The following is a 19433-nucleotide window of genomic DNA, read 5'->3' as shown; positions in this document are numbered from 1 at the left end:
GTAATGCTTTTTGGTTTTTTAATAGTCGTCCTTGCTCTTTTTCAAGATCAAACCACTGATAAGCCCTAAAACCAATCCAAGTAAACAACCAATGATTAAACCAATAGGATACCTTAACCATGCAAATTTTTCCTGCATTGCAACCCCTGTGTCCCATTGCTCCTGTGTAAGTTTTGGGTTTTTTGCAAAAGCATTTGTTTTGGCGATCTCCATGGCTTTGTCCATAAAGTCCGGCTCAATAAATGTCATTAAAACATAATTGTACAAAAGACTAATAATGGTAGAGATAAGTGCTATACCAACCCCAATTTTTAGGGCCTCGGCAATTTTTAAATATCCTCCATTGGCCTTTTTGAAAGCGTTGACGCCCAAGAAAACGAAGACGCCAGTAAGAACAATGGAAACTATAATTATAGGTAAAGACTGTTCATAGTGCATATTTTGTGTCATTAACATTACGCCAAACACTATACCTACGGCTCCTAGAATTAGGCCATAATTAAGAATGAATTTTTTTGGTTTTACTTGAATTTCTTCCATTTTATCAAAAGTTTTTAGTTGATTGTTTAATAAGTTGTTGGTTATCTAATTTTGTTACATTTAAAGATACAATTTTTTATTTTTCTTTTTTGTGAATTAGTATTGGATAATCGAGGAGAAATTTCTAAATTTGCACCTCCAAAATTTAAGTGGAATAAAGTTTATTAAAATGAGAAAAGGGATACATCCAGAAAATTATAGATTGGTAGCGTTTAAAGATATGTCTAATGAAGATGTTTTTATCACCAAGTCTACTGCGGATACCAAAGAAACTTTAGAGGTTGATGGTGTTGAATATCCATTGATTAAATTGGAGATTTCAAGAACCTCTCACCCATTCTATACAGGTAAGGCCAAATTGGTGGATACTGCTGGTAGAATTGATAAGTTTAAGAACAAATACAAGAAGTTCAGCAAGTAATAAATTGCTTCTTAAAGAGTTATTAAGTCACGTTCCTATTGTTTTGGGAAGGTGACTTTTTTATTTTTACAAAAACTCCTTTGATGAATTACATTCTTTTTGATGGTTCTGTTAGAAGCGCACTGCTTCCATTTACCTTTACTCGGCCTGTAGCGGATATTAGGGTGGGGATTTTGACCATACGTGAAAAATGGGAAAAATATCTTGAAAGTGCCACCAGTACAATCACGGAGAATTACTTGGCAAAAAAGTGGCCTTTAATAGAGTCTTCATCAAATGTATTGATAAACGCTTCTTTTTTACCAAATGAAGAGTTGATGCAATTAGTAAAAAACCTCAACGAAGGTGAGGCTATATTTTATAATGGTGATGTCATTGCTTTTTATTCCAAGAAATCTAAATTGGAAACAGATTTTTCATCTTATAAAATAATTGAATATAGAGGAGAAGTACTTCGAATAGAACATACTTGGGATATATTCTCAAAGAATGGAGACGCACTGCAGTCGGATTTTGATTTTTTGACAAAAAACAGAAAAAGTCAGCCTATTTCAAAATCCAATACTATTATAAGCCCTGAGAATGTGTTTTTGGAAGAAGGAGCAAAAATTGAATGTAGTATTCTTAATGCATCTACGGGTCCTATTTACATTGGGAAAAATTCAGAGATTATGGAAGGTAGTGTCATCAGGGGCGGTTTTGCCCTTTGTGATGGCTCTATTGTAAAAATGGGGGCCAAAATATATGGTCCAACTACTATTGGCCCATATTCTAAAATTGGTGGGGAAGTAAACAACGTGGTTCTTTTTGGATATTCCAATAAGGGGCATGAAGGTTTTTTGGGCAATTCAGTTTTGGGTGAATGGTGCAATCTTGGTGCGGATACCAATACTTCTAACATGAAGAACAATTACGCCGAAGTGCGTTTGTGGAGTTACGAAACAGAGGGATTTGCCCGCACTGGCCTTCAATTTTGTGGATTAATGATGGGGGATCATAGTAAGTGTGGTATTAATACTATGTTTAATACAGGAAGCGTAATTGGAGTTAGCAGTAATATTTTTGGTTCCGGTTTTCCAAGAAACTTTGTTCCCAGTTTTAGTTGGGGAGGAGCTTCAGGATTTTCCAACTATCTTCCAAAAAAAGCTTTTGAAACAGCTACGGTTATGATGGGTAGGAGAGGAGTGGAGTTTGATCAAAAAGAGGCAGATATCCTAAGCCATGTTTTTGAAGAAACCAAGAAATGGCGAAAAGGATAGTTTTCCTTTTAGGATGGTGCCTAATGGCCGATTTCAATTTGTTTATCTTTGCAATCCTTTTTAAGGAATTTGTCATTAATGGAAAAGAAAGTTGCTTTTTACACCTTGGGCTGTAAGCTCAATTTTTCTGAAACTTCAACAATCGCAAGAAATTTTCAAGAAGAAGGTTTCGAACGAGTTGATTTTTCTGAGGTTGCAGATATGTATGTAATAAATACATGTTCGGTTACCGACAATGCCGATAAACGCTTTAAAACCATAGTAAAACAAGCTCAAAAGGCAAATCCTGATGCTTTTGTTGCCGCTATAGGTTGTTATGCACAGCTAAAGCCAGAAGAATTGGCTGCCGTAGATGGAGTTGATTTGGTTCTAGGAGCCACTGAAAAATTTAAGATTACCGATTATATAAATGATATACTTAGTCGTCCTGAACGAAACCGAGGAATGGGAGAGATACATTCCTGTGAAATAGAGGATGCGGATTTTTATGTTGGTAGTTATGCCATTGGAGACAGGACAAGGGCTTTCCTAAAAGTTCAAGATGGGTGCGACTATAAGTGTACTTATTGCACAATTCCATTGGCCAGAGGAATTTCTCGGAGCGACACTTTGGACAATGTATTAAAAAATGCCGCTGAAATATCTGCCCAAGGAATCAAGGAAATTGTATTGACAGGGGTTAATATTGGTGATTATGGAAAGGGAGAATTTGGAAATAAAAAGCATGAGCATACTTTTTTAGAGTTAGTAAAAGCATTGGATGAAGTGGATGGTATCCATCGACTAAGAATATCATCCATAGAGCCAAATCTCCTTAAAAATGAAACAATAGATTTTGTTGCCAGGAGCAATTGCTTTGTGCCTCACTTCCACATTCCATTGCAGAGCGGTAGTGATGCCATTTTAAAATTAATGCGCAGAAGGTACTTACGCAATTTATATGTTGAAAGGGTAGCCAGAATTAGGGAAGTAATGCCACATGCCTGTATTGGTGTAGATGTCATTGTTGGTTTTCCTGGAGAAACGGACGAGCACTTTTTGGAAACCTATCATTTTTTAAATGAATTGGATATATCCTACCTCCATGTTTTTACGTATTCAGAAAGGGATAATACCACTGCTGCAAATATGGATGGAGTAGTGCCTAAAAACATAAGAAGTAAGCGCAGTAAAATGCTAAGGGGATTATCTGCGAAGAAACGAAGGGCATTCTATGAAAGCCAGATTGAAACCGAACGGACGGTTTTATTTGAAGGGGAAAATAAAGAAGGTTACATACGTGGATTTACAGAAAACTATATTAAGGTGAAGACGCCATGGAATCCATCCCTTGTTAATACGCTGCATAAAATTGAGCTTTCTGGTATTGATGAAGATGGATTGATGCGATTGAACTTTGTAAATGATGAAGTAGAGGTATAAAAAAACCTCTCGGAAGAGAGGTTTAAATACTTTAGATTCTGATACCTACAGGAAGCATTTCTTTATACTGCCTATTTTTTCTTAGAAATCCTGCTATCTGTGGGCTTGTAGGAACTACTCTTAAATTTTTATCCTGTATTTGATGAAGAACACCTTTAATGAACTCTTCCTTAAAACTTTCTTTGGTAATTCCTTCTGGAATTACAAGTTTGGTTAAAAAAACCTTACGCTCCTGAGATGAGTATTCAATTTTGGCCAGTTGCCCATTTACCCTAGTCTCAAATTGACGCAAAAAACTATTGTCATTAATTTCCATTTCATTCATATAGTTCTATTTAATGTTGATTTAGATAAAAAAATCACGACGTTCTCTAATCGTAATCCTCTTAATATTAAGTATTTTTGATTAGTTTTTAAATTCAGGTAAAATTAACAGTGAGCTTACAAAAGTAATAAAAAAAATGCTAAATTCCTAGCTAAAACCCATTGTTGTCCCAATATGATAGATGAGAAAATACATGTTTACCTAATGCCTGGAATGGCAGCAAACCCGTCTATTTTCAAGAATATTTCATTACCAAGTGATAAGTTTGTTGTTCACCTTCTTGAGTGGTTTGTTCCTAAGAAGGGCAGTAGTATTCAAGAATACGCACTAGAGATGTGTAAAAAGATAGAGCATCGCCAGCCTGTTCTTATTGGCGTTTCATTTGGAGGAATCTTGGTACAGGAAATGGCAAAACAAATGCCTGTTAAAAAGGTAATTGTAATATCCAGCGTAAAGCACAAGTCAGAACTGCCTAAAAGAATGATATTTGCCAAATACACCAAAATACATAAACTTCTCCCTACGGGATTGGTGAACAATGTGGAGTTATTGGCAAAATATGCTTTTGGGGAAACAGTTACTAAACGATTGGAACTATATGAAGAGTTTCTTTCGGTTAGGGATAAATATTATATAGACTGGTCCATAGATCAAATTGTAAACTGGGGACATACAGAACCTATACCCAATTTAGTTCATATCCATGGAGAAAAGGACCCAGTTTTTCCAATGAGTCATATAAAGGAATGTATACCGGTTAAAAATGGCACTCATACCATGATAATACATCGTGCAAAATGGTTCAATGAACAATTGCCCGCAATTATTTTGGAATAAAGGAGTTGTATTTAATACCTTTAGTTCATTAAAAAAATAGCTGTTATGAAGTTTTTAAAGAATATCTTAATGTTTTTAGGGATGGTTTTTGTTGTAAGCACCCTAATTTTTGCCATTCAGGACAATACAGATGTAGCTGAGGCAAATATTGAAAACATTAACGAAACACCTAGTGGTTACAGAATTTCTACTATTGATATTCCTAAGGATTTAAATTTCGCCAATGAATCTGTTCCTTTAGAGGACCCAGAGGTAATGGAACGAGTGGACAGAGAGTTCTTGGTAAACACATATTGGCAATCCAATGCGCTTTTGCTAATGAAAAGGGCCAATAAATATTTCCCTATTATAGAACCTATTTTGGCCAAAAATGGTATTCCAGATGATTTTAAATATTTGGCTGTTGCCGAAAGTGGTCTGCAAAATGTAGTATCACCTGCTGGTGCAACTGGTTTTTGGCAGATTATGAAAACTACCGGTAGGGAATATGGGTTAGAGGTCAATAACAATGTTGATGAAAGATATCATATTGAGAAAGCAACGGAAGTGGCATGTAAGTATATTCAAAAATCAAAAGATAAGTTTGGTAGTTGGACCTTGGCTGCGGCATCCTATAATGCAGGACCATATGGCATTCAAAAATTCATGGGCATCCAAAAAGCAGAAGATTACTACAGTCTTTTATTGGGAGAGGAAACAGGTCGTTATGTGTTTAGAATCATGGCCATAAAAGAAATTTTATCAAGTCCGGATAAATATGGTTTTGATATCGCCAAGGATGATATGTACACCACAGTACCCACATTTAATGTGGAGGTGGAGGAGCCCATAACCAATTTTGCAGATTTTGCGGAGCTTTATGAAATTAACTATAAAGTTCTTAAACGTCATAATCCTTGGTTAAGGGAGCCACATTTAAACAATGCTTCAAAGAAAAAATATGTTATAGAAATTCCGGTAAAGGGGTACTATTCATTTTCTAAATAGAAATGCTTCTTTTTCTAAAAGAGAATCTTTGGAAAATCTTACTAGGGCTTAATTATACTCTGGTCATCGTAGTCTCTTTTATCATAGTTCTTAAAAATAGGAACCCCGTAAAAACACTTTCTTACCTTTTTGCCTTGGCCGTTCTGCCTTTTTTAGGACTATTGGTATATTATTTCTTTGGACAGGATTATAGAAAGGACAAGATTTTTAAAAAGAAATACCTTTCCGATAACACAAAATTGAAAAAATGGAGAGAGGAGCTGGCTTTAGATAGTAAGGAAAAGGAAGATTTTGAAGATGAATATGGACCAGCCATATACAAAATATACAGGCTATTAAGGAACAATGAAAAAGCCGTGTTAACTTTTAACAATAGCTGCCAAATTCAAGTAAATGGAGAGGAAAAGTATAAAACACTAAGGAAAGACCTATTAAATGCCAAACATCATATTCATTTGGAATACTTTGTTTTGGTAGATGATAAACTGGGAGGGGAGATTATTGATATTTTGTGTAATAAAGCACAAAAAGGAGTCAAGGTTAGATTGATATACGATGATGTGGGAAGTAGTATCAGTAGCAAATCAAAAAAACTTCTCACGTCCAATGGAGTAGAGCACTTTCCTTTTATGCCAGTATTGTTTTCCAATTTTACTAGTAAAATAAACTATAGAAATCATAGGAAAATTATAGTCATTGATGGAGAAGTTGGTTATGTAGGGGGAATTAACATTGAGCAAAAGTATGACAACAGTTTTGTGAACAAAAGGTTTTGGCGGGATACCCATGTAAGATTGGAAGGAGAAGCAGTAGGTTCCTTACAAGCAAGTTTTTTATTGAACTGGAGTTTTGTATCCAATGGTAAACCAGAAATAGACAATGGCTACTTTCCAAAACCCCATAAAATTTTCCAAAACCCAAAAGCAGTACAAATTGCCTCCAGTGGGCCTGATTCGGATTGGGCAAATATAATGGAAGCTATATTTTCACTAATTAATTCTGCCAGGGAATATCTGTTCATTACCACCCCTTACTTAATTCCCAATAGTGAAATACTAACTAGTATTAAAACCGCGGCAAGGAGTGGTGTGGATGTAAAAATTCTTATTCCGTGGAAATCAGATTCATGGGCAGCACAATACGCATCTGATTCTTATATAGAGCAATTATTGGAGTCTGGGGTTAGAATTTTTAGATATAAAAAAGGATTTATACATGCCAAGAGTATGGTTTCGGACAATAGGATAACCACCATTGGAACTGCAAATCTTGATTATAGAAGCTTTGCCATTAATTTTGAAATTAATTCTCTGATCTACGATAGAGAGCTAGCTATGAACGCCAAAGAAATTTTCCAATCAGATTTGGTTGATAGCGAAGAAGTAGACTTGGAAAGATGGAAAAACAGAAGTATTCGTAGAAAACTTCAGGAATCTTTTAGTAGACTTTGGGCCCCGCTACTTTAGATTTTTTTCATTTGTTGTTGCATCATTTTTATTTGATCTGTCAACATATTGTTCTTGTCCAACTTTTTTGCTTCTTGTAATAGCGTAGTTGCTTCTCGTTTTCTTCTCTTTTGCATGGCTATACCTGCAAGACTTAATTTTGCCATAGCTACATCATAATCCATGCTTAGACCTAATTTTAAAGCCTTTTTAAAATATTTTTCTGCCTGGGTAAGGTTTTTTTGAGAAAAAATGATTCCATGAAGATAATTGTAATACCCCTGTTGTTTTTTGACAAGAGCACTTTCAGGATTTTTTATTTTTGCCAACCAATTTTGTGTTCCATCCAAATCCTGTTTTCTCATTCTCAAAAAAGACATCAGTATAATTTCATTTTTAAAATAAAGAAAGATGAATATTCCAGATAGAAGAAGTAAAAAAATGCCATTCCCAATGGACCCTTCTATAAATTGATATACGGCATAAGCAATAATAAGTCCGGCAATGACAAGTTTTATGTTTTTATTGAACATGGATATATAGGTTACTCTTAATTAATGATTGTTTCTGTTTAACGTGTAAAAAACTGCATGCAAAAGTAATAAAACTATCCTAAAATATTTTTTTAAATAGATTTGGGAAAGCAAAAACTCTTCGTATATTTGCGCCCAGTTTTGCGATAGCAATAAACAGATCCATAGAATAAGACATACAAGTATATAAAATAGTCAGTAATGAGCAAAAGAACATTTCAACCATCAAAGAGAAAAAGGAGAAACAAGCATGGTTTCAGGGAACGTATGGCTACTGCCAATGGCAGAAAGGTTCTTGCTAGGAGAAGAGCAAAAGGAAGAAAAAAATTAACTGTATCCTCAGAGCTGAGACATAAAAAATAAATGATAGGATTGTTTTCTAAAATATTAAAGGTGTTACTTTTTTTAAAGTAGCACCTTTTTTTTGATTAAAAATATAACAAAATAAAAAATGCCGAAAAGAAAAGATATAAAATCAGTTTTAATTATTGGTTCTGGACCTATTGTTATTGGACAAGCATGTGAGTTTGATTATTCTGGTTCGCAGTCTTTACGCTCCTTAAGAGAAGATGGAATTGAGACTGTTTTGATAAATAGTAATCCGGCAACTATTATGACGGATCCGTCCATGGCGGATCATGTATATCTTAAACCCTTGACTACAAAGTCAATTATACAGATTCTAAAGAACCACCCTAATATTGATGCTGTATTGCCAACAATGGGAGGACAAACGGCCTTGAACCTTTGTATAGAAGCAGACGAAAAAGGGATATGGGAAGACTTTAATGTTGAAATAATAGGTGTGGACATAGACGCTATCAACATTACGGAAGACCGTGAAAAGTTTAGGGAGCTTATGTTGAAGATAGGGGTAGGAATGGCGCCACAGGCGACAGCTACATCTTTTTTAAAAGGGAAAGAAATTGCCCAAGAGTTTGGTTTTCCGTTGGTTATTAGAGCGTCCTACACATTGGGTGGGGCAGGAGCATCCATTGTATACAAACCTGAGGATTTTGATGAGTTATTGAGCCGTGGTCTGGAAATCTCCCCTATCCATGAAGTAATGATAGACAAGGCCTTAATGGGCTGGAAAGAATATGAATTAGAATTGTTGCGGGATAAAAATGACAATGTTGTCATTATCTGTGCCATTGAGAATATGGACCCTATGGGAATCCATACAGGGGATTCCATTACCGTGGCGCCTGCTATGACCTTGTCCGATAGGACGTATCAGAAAATGAGGGATATGGCCATTAAGATGATGCGCAGCATTGGTGATTTTGCTGGAGGATGTAATGTTCAGTTTGCGGTAAGTCCAGATGAAAAAGAAGATATTATCGCTATCGAAATTAATCCAAGGGTTTCCCGTTCGTCTGCTTTGGCATCAAAAGCAACAGGGTATCCCATTGCAAAAGTTGCCACAAAATTGGCCATAGGCTATCATTTGGATGAGTTGGACAACCAGATTACAAAATCTACATCGGCTTTGTTCGAGCCAACTTTGGATTATGTAATTGTAAAAATACCACGTTGGAACTTTGATAAGTTTGAGGGCTCTGATAGAAGTTTGGGGCTTCAAATGAAATCGGTTGGAGAGGTAATGGCCATTGGCCGTTCCTTCCAAGAGGCTTTGCACAAAGCCACCCAATCATTGGAAATTAAAAGAAATGGACTAGGAGCAGATGGTAAAGGGTACAAGGATTATGACCAAATTATCCAAAAGCTAAAGGTAGCCAGTTGGGACCGCGTATTTGTTATTTATGATGCCATACAAATGGGGATTCCCCTTAGCAGAATACACGATATTACCAAGATAGATATGTGGTTCCTTAAACAATATGAGGAATTACATTTATTGGAGAAGGAAATATCAAAATATACAATAGAATCCTTGCCAAGGGAACTTTTGTTGGAGGCTAAACAAAAAGGTTTTGCGGATAGACAAATTGCCCATATGTTGGATTGTTATGAGAGTGAGGTCCATAAGAAACGTTCGTCACAGGGAATAAACAGGGTTTTTAAATTAGTAGACACCTGTGCCGCTGAGTTCAAGGCCATGACCCCTTATTACTATTCCACTTTCGAAGAAGAAATAGAAACTCCAGATGGAGTAAAATATGTGGCAAATGATAGTATTGTAACCGATAAGAAAAAAATTGTGGTGCTCGGATCTGGGCCTAATCGTATTGGTCAAGGTATAGAATTTGATTACTGCTGTGTACATGGGGTATTGGCAGCTGCCGAATGTGGTTATGAAACCATTATGATCAATTGTAATCCAGAAACGGTTTCCACTGATTTTGATACTGCGGACAAACTATATTTTGAACCTGTTTTTTGGGAACATATTTATGATATAATTCAGCATGAAAAGCCAGAAGGTGTTATCGTACAATTAGGTGGCCAGACGGCTTTAAAACTTGCAGAGAAGCTATCCAAGTACGGTATAAAAATTATAGGGACAAGCTATGAATCTCTTGATTTGGCAGAGGATAGAGGAAGTTTTTCTAAACTTTTGATGGAAAACAATATTCCTTTTCCAAGGTTTGGTGTGGCAGAAACGGCAGATGAAGCATTGACCCTTGCAGATGAACTGGATTTTCCATTACTGGTTAGACCGTCTTACGTTTTGGGAGGTCAAGGAATGAAAATTGTCATCAATAAGCAGGAATTGGAAGAGCATGTGGTAGACCTGCTTAGAAAAATACCCAATAATAAGTTGCTTTTAGATCACTATTTAGATGGAGCCATAGAAGCTGAAGCGGACGCTATTTGCGACGGTAAGGATGTTTACATAATTGGTATTATGGAGCATATAGAGCCTTGTGGTATACACTCAGGGGATTCCAATGCTACATTGCCTCCCTTTAATTTGGGTGAGTTTGTAATGCAACAGATTAAGGACCATACCAAAAAGATTGCCTTGGCATTGAATACAGTTGGATTGATTAATATACAGTTCGCTATAAAGGATGACATGGTGTATATCATAGAAGCCAACCCAAGAGCCTCTAGAACGGTTCCTTTTATAGCTAAAGCATACAAAGAGCCTTATGTTAATTATGCAACCAAGGTAATGTTAGGGGAAAAGAAAGTGAAAGACTTTAAGTTTAATCCACAATTGGAGGGCTATGCCATAAAACAACCAGTGTTCTCATTTAATAAGTTCCCTAATGTAAATAAGAACTTAGGCCCAGAAATGAAGAGTACAGGGGAAAGCATTTTGTTTATAGATAGTTTAAAAGACGATGAGTTCTATACGCTTTATTCCAGGAGAAAAATGTATTTGAGTAAATAAACTCCGGAAACTATAGATACACATATTTAGCGGATTTAAGATAACTGGAATGGGATATGACTTAGTTTTGTAAAGGCTCACATACCTTTCAATATGTCTTAAAGTTAGTTAGTGAATATACAAGGATTCCCGATTGGAAAATCCAACAAAACGAAGGGTTATAGGTGTTTAGGAACCCTTTATAAATATTTAAAGAATTAACTCTCCTTTTAAGTCATAATGCTCAGCTGTTTTGTTATATCTCTTTAATACTAACTTTGCATTATCTGGTATATAGGCCTTTGAATAGTTTTCTCCAGCAAAGGATTTTACGGCATCAATAGAATTAAATTGTAGGACAAGGAAAAATTCAACTTCATCTTTTTTGGTTTTTGTAGAAATACTAACTTTTTCCAATCCAGATACCCCATTCTTTTTTACAGTAGGAAATACCTCATTGATCAACATATCCTCATAGATAGGGGCATTCTCCAAAGTAGTCCAACCTTTCCAGGTTCTAATGATTTTCGGTTTGCTATTCAAGTTATTCCAATTAGTGTTAGGCACCGTGCTTTTTCAGTCATATTTTTTCTTTAATGGCTTTTCTCCAATAGTATATCCCAAAGACAAAAGTTACAATGGCAAACATAATCCCATTTTCACCAAGCCAGTGTTCGGTTCCTTCAATTTCTGTTGTTAAAGGAGGAAATATTTTTTGAATATAAACATTACTTACAGCGTGAAATAGTACTGCCGGCCATAAACTTTTGGATTTAAATGTGTAATAAGTCATAATAAATGACATTGATATAATAACAATATAAAATGTAATCAATTCCAAGATTACATTATTTCCATAATATACAATTAATGGCCAATGCCAAGAAGCCCAGATAATTCCACTAAAAATAGAAACACCAGTAAAGGAAAGAACCTTTCTTAATTCATAAATGAAAAACCCTCTCCATCCAATCTCTTCTCCTAAAGTTGTTGCTGCTGCTCTTATTACTTCAATAGATCCTAATAAGATAATGGCTATAATTATAATTGATGTTGGATTTAATGTTCCTATTCCAATCAAACCAAGTTCTTTTGCCCAATCTGTAATTGCTTCTTCATTTGTCAAACTTCCAAATCCAAAAAGCCAGATTAGTATATAAGTGATTAAGCCATACAAAGCAGGAATAAAATAAGACAACCGAATATATTTCCAATTTCCCCAATTCCAATTTAGAGAGGAAATAGAACGTCCTTTCAATTTGAGTGTTATTATTGTAGCTATTGCGGGACACCACATCAATCCACCAATGTATATTCTAGAAGGATATAAATTAACTATAGCATAATGAAATATAGTACTAATAACAGCGACAATTGCCAAGAAAATAAATATTGTTTTCCAAGCTTCTTTACGTTCTGATGGATTTTTTGGCATTTGACTTTTCGGATTGATTTATCTATGGGAGACGAAGAGATTATGGTTTTGTTACAATAACCTGCTATAAAGCGTAGGAACGGTTTGGTTGGTCAGGCCCATGCTTCATAGGCACTGTTGTAACCAGTTTAAATTGACTTTTCATAAGCTTCAGAAATCCAACTTTTCAATTCTTTATCAATTTCTGACTTATCCGATAATCGCACTCTATGGGTACACATTGTACCAAATGGACCCGAGTTCTCTAGTCTATCGGTTGTCGGTTTATCTTTTAACTTAAATCCAAGGTCGATTCTTGTTTTAGTCGCAGGCTTAATAAGAATAAATTGTCTTTTTCTAATAATACTTACACTTCCTTTTTTAGGTGTAATTGTAACATCAGAGCCTAAAGAATTAACATACTTAATTAACTCCTCATAAATTGGTCTTAGATTCTCTTTTCCTGTGTATTGGGTTGCTACTAAATCTTCATGTGTGTTATTTTCTTCTTTTGACAACGCAACAATAGTGTTGGCAAACCCATGTGTAACATTGTGCTCGGACTTTAAAAAACTGACTCCTTCAGAATGTTTGGCAAAGGATTTTTTTTTCAAAATATTTTTCCATTCCTCTAATGACTTGCCTGTCTTTTCAGGCATATTGTCAATCATTGTTTGTAATGCTTTGTCCATAATTCTTTAATTTTTATACAAGACCTGCCAAACGCAGTTTGTTGATTTTTAAGGAAATATAGCAAAATCCTATAACTATCATTAGAAAATTTGGCTGATTATTGGGAGTTGGGTTTCAAACACTAGGTTTCCAAAAAGGCCGCGCAGCGGTCGTACCTTTTGGATTTTGTGGTATTTGGAATAAAATTTGCCGTGCCACCGATCGCAGCGACCGATGAACACCCGTGAAATAAAAAGCAACAGTGAATAAATTGCATGCCCATCTGCCAGACGGGCAGGTAGCGTTCTGATATGTCGTAAAATAAGGCCGTTGCGGCGATTATGGCAAAAAGGTCCCTTATCCTATGGATTTGGCAATCTGACAGAGCGCAGCGATGATTTATGGCGGCGTTGGAACTCGTTAGAGTTCCAACCGTGTCAAATCCAGCCCTTGATGTTTTATGTTTTGAAGTTAACAAATTGCAGCTATAAATTATAGCCCGTGTTGTGTTTAGTTGTTTTATAGCTGTAATAGTAGATAATCCCAAAAATTAAAATTAATTGGGCTATAATCGACAAATAGGAACCTTCAAATCCAAATGCTCCTCCATTAATTAAATTTGCTTCGACTATTTGATGTTCAACAATTGAGTAAGAATCTTGTCCACTAACATTGAATCCTAAAAGTGATTGGAAAAGATTCCAACTGAAGTGCAATGCAATTGGAAACCATAAGTTCTTTGTAAAGATATACGTTGCGCCCAAGAGTACTCCAGACAAGAACAATCCCATTAATGAAAATTGACTAATATTTGGATTGAAGCCATGCATAAGTGAAAACAAACCTGAGGAAAGAAACAGGGCAATATATTTATTAAAGGAAATCATAAGGTTTCTTAAGATGTACCCCCTGAAAAGAACTTCTTCAACAAGAGCCACGATAAAAAAATGTAATATGATTAGAGTCAAATCAGTAAAATTTAACACTACTCCAGTAAATTGAATTTCTTCTAAAAAATAAAGTAATATATATCCTGCACCCATTATAATGGCACCAAATAAAGTCCCGGTAACGATATCTTTAATTCTGTTTTTTATTTGCAATCCAAGTTGGACGAATTTTTGCTTGTCAACAAATTTCATAAAAATCCAGACTACTAGGAAAGTGCCAAGTAAATTAAATATACCTATAATAAATTGCTGAAAAACCGTTTCCTCAGGGGAATTTTCAGATAAATCAACACCTGCAGCTAAAACACCGATATATTGAAATATGCCGACTATAAAAAAGTATGGAAGCACTAAAAGAAGAACTCGATACCAACCCACATTTTTAGATTCTTGTTCGATCATATAAAATTAAACACAACACCGCGCTATGTAAGACATCTGCGAAAGCAGTGTGCGAGTTGTAGCGCTGGTGGCTAATTTTAAGGAAATATAGCAAAATGCCATATTAGTCGTTGTTAGCCTTTCGTTATTTTATTATCTCTAATTCGACCTCAATATTTTTCAATAAACTTACGATAGCTTTTTTGACACTTTTATTTTCTATTTCCATATGCCAAAATCTCTTGTTTTTTAGACTTTTTAAAAAGTAAAGATACTCTTGGTCATTTTTAAGTTTTTCATAATTAATAGGCGTCATTTCGCCTATTAAACCATCCGTTGTATAATTTTTATCGGCAAAGTCATTTTCTTCTACCCAACTCTCATAATTACTTTTCCACATCTCATCAAATCTTGAAATGAGAATTTTTGCCGAACCTTCATCTACCAAATCTCTATATCTATTATTTCGCTCTTTTTGTCCTATTATCAGTTCGTCATAAAGCCTTACTAATCTCTGTCTTAATCCTTTGTTTGAAATGAGAGTTAAACCTTCTGATTTTAATGATTCGAACACACTTCTGTTAATTTGTGCCGTCCAGGTGTCATTAGTATTCCCAAAATGATATTTTAGGGAATCTGAATAGGGTAAATTAGTCTCTAAATGAGTTAATACTATTTCCATCGAGGCCTTTGTCTGTTCTCCACGTATTATTGCTCGATTGATATTTACTAAGTCTACCTCTAGACTTGCTTTAAAATCATTAAGAATTTCGATTTCCTTAGCTTCAGATTTATTACGTTCATTCAGATTATTTAATTGCAATGCAATCAAAATCCCTATTACGACAAGCACAATCTCTCCAATGGCATAAAGAAGATATTTACCGAACTTACTTTTAGTTAATAATTGTTGCCGAATGTGCCTAAAAAATTTGATCATGTTTTTTTGTTTTAAAGCCCTCGCTTCAGCTGGCTACTCACTATCAAAGGTCTACCAGACCTTTGCTTTCCGTTCGGCCCTCTATAAAATTTAATCATTGGCTATCGGTTGGTATATGAAAAGTAGCGTGTAAAAAGACACTGGACTTCCCGGTTATATACAAGCCGAATTTTTAAAAATTCTTTTTACTTTATTCTCTCAAAAAGCCAATAAAAGCTATGTTTTATATACGTTGTCACCAACTGTTATTTTCCGTGCAAGTTGTTTTCGTACTCGCTTATTCCAACTTTTTGTTCTTCCGTCCGAGTGGAATTTACGCTTTATTTTCGATTTCGAAGAAGTGACAATTTCGGCGTTCAATTTTTAAGAAACCAGTCCATTATTTTCAAAACTCTTAACTCCCTTTCAAATTTTAATTAGATTCCGGATGTCCGCTATCAATCCATCATTTTCTTTGGCCATTTCCAAGCATACCATACAATTAAAGCAGTGATAATACTTTCTAAAAATGCTAAAAACACATAAAATAAGTACCATTCGTTAGTTGAATAAATACCTATAACAATCATCATTAGTGTAAATAAAGTTCCAAATATGATATTGAGAATTCGGTTTAATTTTGGTTTGAGGATAACTGATGCTGCAACCATCACTGAAGAAATTGCCAAAATTATGGATGCTATTAGTAATTTAGTTGGACTGTCCAAATTATTTTCGCCTGTAATTAAACTGTTTACTTTATCTGGTGTATACAGCTCAAAGTAGTCTCCATATAAATAACACAAAGTTACAGAAGTCCACAATGCGGCAAGTTTGATTTTGATATTAACTTTTGGATTTTCTAACATTCAAGTTTTATTAAATTTGGTTCAGAATTAAGACGATTTATTCAAAGTTTTGTTACTAGCAATATTTTTCATAATAGTTGGTAACGCCGCGCTATGTACGACATCTGCGAAAGCAGTGCAACAAAATTACGCCGCAGGCGACCGAGCGCAGCGACCGATGAATACTTTTAAAAACAATAAAAATCAATGAACAATTCGACATCATCGGTCTAGTATAAGAGTAGTAGCGGATTAAAACACACTACTTTTCGTATTGTAATATACTTAATTAAAATAAAATAGCGGTTTGGGTTATAACCCAAACCGCTATTGCTTTTATACATTGTTTTATGCAGTTTTTACTTTCCCAAAAACCCTTTGATTTCTTTCCAAGGGTTATTCAGAACATTCGAAGAAGGTAATCCCAGCACAAATTCTTTTTTCAAGAATTTTCCATTTCGCTTTAGTCTAAAACTCCGTTTGAGTAAAAAAATCGAGTCGTTTTTTTTAATTTCAGAAATGTTGGTTACAACAAGCTGAGTTTGCCCATCATTTGTTTTCTTGATTATTTGATTTTCTAATTCAGGGTAACCTTTTTCATTTTCTCCTTTCAAATCCATAGTTATAACTCCATAATCATGTCCGAATTCCAGAGGAACAACCTCTGTAACCGTACCAGATAATTCCAAGTTCAGTTGCTCAAAATATTTTTGATTAAAATCACTTTGTTTGCCAGAACTAATGATATCATATATTACAAAGCCTACAAAAATCAAAAATAATGGAGTTAGTTTCAAGAGGCTTTTCTTCATGAAGGGTCAAATTGCATATAACCCCGCGCTATGTAAAACATTTGCAAAAGCAGTGTGCGGGTTGTAGCGCTGGTGGCTAATTTTAAGGAAATATAGCAAAATCGCATGACTGTTGTTTGGGAATTTGTCTTTTTTTGGACATTGTGTCCCAAATAACAGGCCTCAAGAAGGCCACAGAGCGGCCGTATCTTATGGATTTTGCGGTATTGGGAATAAAATTTGCCGTGCCACCGAGCGCAGCGACCGATGAATACTTTTAAAACAATAAAAATCAATGAATAATTCGACAACATCGGTCTAGTATATGACGCGTAGCCTGCCGATAGGCGGTTATGATTTCAAATGCGTTGTTGTATGTCGTGTTTTACTACCTATTCATTTATTAGTCCTTCGTTCTACTTCAGCTTTGAGTTCTCTATTAAAAGTCAAGTATTGTGGAAGTACAAATCTCGCCAAATCGATATTGCTTATGTTAGGATTAGATCCTCTAAACTCATCTGACTGAATAAATTTCGTTCGGGATTTTCCATTTTTCCGAACCTCATATAAATGTCTGTCAATTATTCCAGGCAATACTGCAATTGTATCAGACCAGCCATAATATTTATTTTCTGAGTAGATAAGATTATGTGGAATTATCTGATTTTGCCCATCTACTTTGTAAATTATATTGATGTCTTGTCCATCCTCTATCTTAATTCCATCAATTTTTTGAAGTGTAGAGCTCCAAATAGACATGTTCTCAAAGTCTGTCAGTACCTCCCAAACTTCACTTGTAGTTGCATCAATTGTTATTGATGTAAATAAAGAATAATGATTTTCATCAATTTGCCTTATAGATACTTCTTCAATAGGTTCTGTTCTACTATTAGAAGTAGTATCAGTTTTAATCTTACTACCACACCCTGTTAAAATATAGGGTAAAATTACCATAAAGAACAAACTTTTAAGAAGGGCAATTTTCTTGTAATTGCAAAAGGAAATCTTACAATTCATTTTATAGATTATTTTAAAGTTAAGTTAATGGCTTTTTCCGCTTAGTTGATTAGTCTTTCTACAATTAATGATGAAAAGTAATTTACGCCTGTTTTGATGCAACTTTCATCAACTTGAAAGTTGGGTGCATGTGGCATTGATAGTATTCCCTTTTCAAAATTTGAGCCACCTAAATAAAAATATACGCCTGGCACATGCTCTTGATAGTATGCAAAATCATCTCCACGACCATCTGGCATTTCTCCGTACATCAAAATTGTATTTTCAGCACCATAAATCTTACCAATACTGTTCAAAGCGTTTTTGGTCAAATCCTTATCGTTGTATATATTGGCTCGTTCTAGCGTATATTCAATATCAATTAGATTTTCTGCATATTTTGATTCGTTTATCTTTTGTTTTAATAGTGGTAGTACAGAGTCTAATTTTTTCATAATGCTCGAACCAATATATGTACTAATTGATATTTCTTTTTCCGTTTCCTCAACTTTGAAATTTTGGTTTACTGTCGTGAAATTTTTGAAGATTGTGTTTGGACTTGCAAGACCAATATTAGGGTCCAATAGATTTCTATTGTCCCAAAATTTACTATCGGGCTCTATATTTTGAAAACTTGAAATTAGTTCTTTAGTATAATCTATAATTTGTTCATTCTCAGTCGAATTTTTATAGGATACTTGGATGATTTTATAATCCGCGAACATCCATTCAGGTTTTGTAGTAATTACTGTTGTGGGTGCGGGTGCAATATGTGAACCATATATTTCATTAGGTTGGATGGTTTCAAATAGGCCATCATCAATCATTGTTTTTGCACCTTTGTAAGTTTCTTCCGAAGGTTGGAAAATGAAATATACCGTACCTGCCAATTTAGCTTTTTGACTTGCCATCACATTAGCTATACCGAGGGCAATAGTTGTATTGACGTCATGCCCACAGATATGTCTAACTCCTTCATTTTTTGACTGAAAATCTACAACATCCGGAATATCTGAATGCATTGCATCCATATCTGCCCTCCACGCAATCCGTTTCCCTGCTTTTCCAGTATTTAAGATTCCGACAACACCATGGCCGCCAATACCTGTTTTAACTTCCAGTCCTAGTGCTAATAGATATTCAGCAATCTTTTCTGAAGTTCTTTTTTCTTGCCCTGACACCTCTGGGTTCACATGAAAATCTCGACGGATTGTTATAAGGCTATCGAAAATTTCGTTTGTCTGCTCTTGTACATTTTTATGGATAGAGGATTCAACTTTTGTGTTTTGAGCACACGAAACTAATCCTAAAAATAGGAACTGTATGGTGAAGGCGAGTTTAATTATTTTTTTGTTTGAATTCATTTTTGCAATTCTTTGAATTAATACTGCAAAAATGAGTTATTATGGT

At 35.0% G+C, this 19433-nt stretch carries 20 protein-coding genes; 8 read left to right on the top strand and 12 right to left on the bottom strand.

What is annotated here, in order from left to right; translation table 11 throughout:
- Positions 1 to 18 precede the first annotated feature (18 nt).
- Complete coding sequence (locus GGR42_RS12525) at positions 19 to 540, bottom strand: DUF4199 domain-containing protein (RefSeq protein ID WP_167964694.1); 522 nt, start codon at positions 538 to 540, stop codon at positions 19 to 21.
- A 169-nt stretch (positions 541 to 709) separates the two neighbouring features.
- Between GGR42_RS12525 and GGR42_RS12520 the strand changes: the two genes are divergently transcribed.
- The 3 genes from GGR42_RS12520 (at position 710) to mtaB (ending at position 3642) form a co-directional block, all read left to right on the top strand.
- Positions 710 to 961, top strand: coding sequence for a type B 50S ribosomal protein L31 (locus tag GGR42_RS12520; RefSeq protein WP_167964692.1), 252 nt, complete (start codon positions 710 to 712; stop codon positions 959 to 961).
- Positions 962 to 1044: 83 nt separating this feature from the next.
- Complete coding sequence (locus tag GGR42_RS12515; RefSeq protein WP_167964689.1) at positions 1045 to 2220, top strand: GlmU family protein; 1176 nt, start codon at positions 1045 to 1047, stop codon at positions 2218 to 2220.
- Positions 2221 to 2298: 78 nt separating this feature from the next.
- The gene (mtaB, locus tag GGR42_RS12510) at positions 2299 to 3642 is read left to right on the top strand and encodes a tRNA (N(6)-L-threonylcarbamoyladenosine(37)-C(2))-methylthiotransferase MtaB (protein ID WP_167964687.1); all 1344 of its coding nucleotides are present in this window, start codon (positions 2299 to 2301) and stop codon (positions 3640 to 3642) included.
- Positions 3643 to 3673: 31 nt separating this feature from the next.
- Here the strand turns inward: mtaB and GGR42_RS12505 are convergent, their stop codons facing one another.
- The gene (locus GGR42_RS12505; protein WP_167964685.1) at positions 3674 to 3967 is read right to left on the bottom strand and encodes a GNAT family N-acetyltransferase; all 294 of its coding nucleotides are present in this window, start codon (positions 3965 to 3967) and stop codon (positions 3674 to 3676) included.
- A 174-nt stretch (positions 3968 to 4141) separates the two neighbouring features.
- Between GGR42_RS12505 and GGR42_RS12500 the strand changes: the two genes are divergently transcribed.
- From GGR42_RS12500 to cls, 3 genes are read left to right on the top strand one after another with little or no spacing between them, the layout of a single operon-like run.
- A complete protein-coding gene (locus tag GGR42_RS12500) occupies positions 4142 to 4804 on the top strand; it encodes an alpha/beta fold hydrolase (RefSeq protein WP_167964683.1) in 663 nt (220 codons plus the stop codon).
- A 45-nt stretch (positions 4805 to 4849) separates the two neighbouring features.
- A complete protein-coding gene (locus GGR42_RS12495) occupies positions 4850 to 5791 on the top strand; it encodes a lytic transglycosylase domain-containing protein (protein ID WP_167964681.1) in 942 nt (313 codons plus the stop codon).
- 2 nt (positions 5792 to 5793) lie between these two features.
- On the top strand, positions 5794 to 7257 hold the full coding sequence (gene cls, locus GGR42_RS12490) for a cardiolipin synthase (RefSeq protein WP_167964679.1): 1464 nt from the start codon (positions 5794 to 5796) through the stop codon (positions 7255 to 7257).
- On the opposite strand, the gene GGR42_RS12485 is transcribed toward cls, so the two are convergent.
- The gene (locus GGR42_RS12485) at positions 7254 to 7769 is read right to left on the bottom strand and encodes a DUF2892 domain-containing protein (protein WP_167964677.1); all 516 of its coding nucleotides are present in this window, start codon (positions 7767 to 7769) and stop codon (positions 7254 to 7256) included. The genes cls and GGR42_RS12485 overlap by 4 nt on opposite strands.
- 201 nt (positions 7770 to 7970) lie before the next feature.
- Between GGR42_RS12485 and rpmH the strand changes: the two genes are divergently transcribed.
- Entirely contained in the window at positions 7971 to 8132 is a 162-nt protein-coding gene (gene rpmH, locus GGR42_RS12480; RefSeq protein ID WP_167964675.1) for a 50S ribosomal protein L34, read from the top strand.
- 88 nt (positions 8133 to 8220) lie between these two features.
- Positions 8221 to 11073 carry a carbamoyl-phosphate synthase large subunit gene (gene carB, locus GGR42_RS12475; protein WP_167964664.1) on the top strand — a complete coding sequence of 951 codons (2853 nt, stop codon included), beginning with the start codon at positions 8221 to 8223 and terminating at the stop codon, positions 11071 to 11073.
- Positions 11074 to 11262: 189 nt separating this feature from the next.
- Here carB and GGR42_RS12470 read toward each other — a convergent pair whose 3' ends face one another.
- The 9 genes from GGR42_RS12470 to GGR42_RS12430 form a co-directional block, all read right to left on the bottom strand.
- Positions 11263 to 11595 carry an antibiotic biosynthesis monooxygenase gene (locus tag GGR42_RS12470; RefSeq protein ID WP_167964651.1) on the bottom strand — a complete coding sequence of 111 codons (333 nt, stop codon included), beginning with the start codon at positions 11593 to 11595 and terminating at the stop codon, positions 11263 to 11265.
- Between the two features lie 37 nt (positions 11596 to 11632).
- The gene (locus GGR42_RS12465; RefSeq protein WP_167964649.1) at positions 11633 to 12487 is read right to left on the bottom strand and encodes a CPBP family intramembrane glutamic endopeptidase; all 855 of its coding nucleotides are present in this window, start codon (positions 12485 to 12487) and stop codon (positions 11633 to 11635) included.
- 128 nt (positions 12488 to 12615) lie between these two features.
- Positions 12616 to 13158: a DUF4287 domain-containing protein gene (locus GGR42_RS12460; protein WP_167964647.1), complete on the bottom strand. Its 543-nt coding sequence runs from the start codon at positions 13156 to 13158 to the stop codon at positions 12616 to 12618.
- A gap of 465 nt (positions 13159 to 13623) precedes the next feature.
- Positions 13624 to 14490, bottom strand: coding sequence for a CPBP family intramembrane glutamic endopeptidase (locus GGR42_RS12455; RefSeq protein ID WP_167964645.1), 867 nt, complete (start codon positions 14488 to 14490; stop codon positions 13624 to 13626).
- Positions 14491 to 14614: 124 nt separating this feature from the next.
- A complete protein-coding gene (locus GGR42_RS12450; RefSeq protein WP_167964512.1) occupies positions 14615 to 15409 on the bottom strand; it encodes a DUF6090 family protein in 795 nt (264 codons plus the stop codon).
- Positions 15410 to 15846: 437 nt separating this feature from the next.
- Positions 15847 to 16257: a DUF6326 family protein gene (locus GGR42_RS12445; RefSeq protein WP_167964643.1), complete on the bottom strand. Its 411-nt coding sequence runs from the start codon at positions 16255 to 16257 to the stop codon at positions 15847 to 15849.
- A gap of 338 nt (positions 16258 to 16595) precedes the next feature.
- Positions 16596 to 17033: a hypothetical protein gene (locus GGR42_RS12440; protein ID WP_167964641.1), complete on the bottom strand. Its 438-nt coding sequence runs from the start codon at positions 17031 to 17033 to the stop codon at positions 16596 to 16598.
- 390 nt (positions 17034 to 17423) lie between these two features.
- Positions 17424 to 18044, bottom strand: a complete 621-nt coding sequence (locus tag GGR42_RS12435; RefSeq protein WP_167964638.1) for an SRPBCC family protein — start codon at positions 18042 to 18044, stop codon at positions 17424 to 17426.
- 41 nt (positions 18045 to 18085) lie between these two features.
- The gene (locus tag GGR42_RS12430; protein ID WP_167964636.1) at positions 18086 to 19387 is read right to left on the bottom strand and encodes a M20 metallopeptidase family protein; all 1302 of its coding nucleotides are present in this window, start codon (positions 19385 to 19387) and stop codon (positions 18086 to 18088) included.
- Positions 19388 to 19433: the final 46 nt, after the last annotated feature.

The organism is Saonia flava (assembly GCF_011927795.1).
Classification (GTDB): Bacteria; Bacteroidota; Bacteroidia; order Flavobacteriales; family Flavobacteriaceae; genus Saonia; species Saonia flava.
Note: the sequence above shows the minus strand (reverse complement) of the source record. Positions and strands in the feature narration are given on the sequence as shown.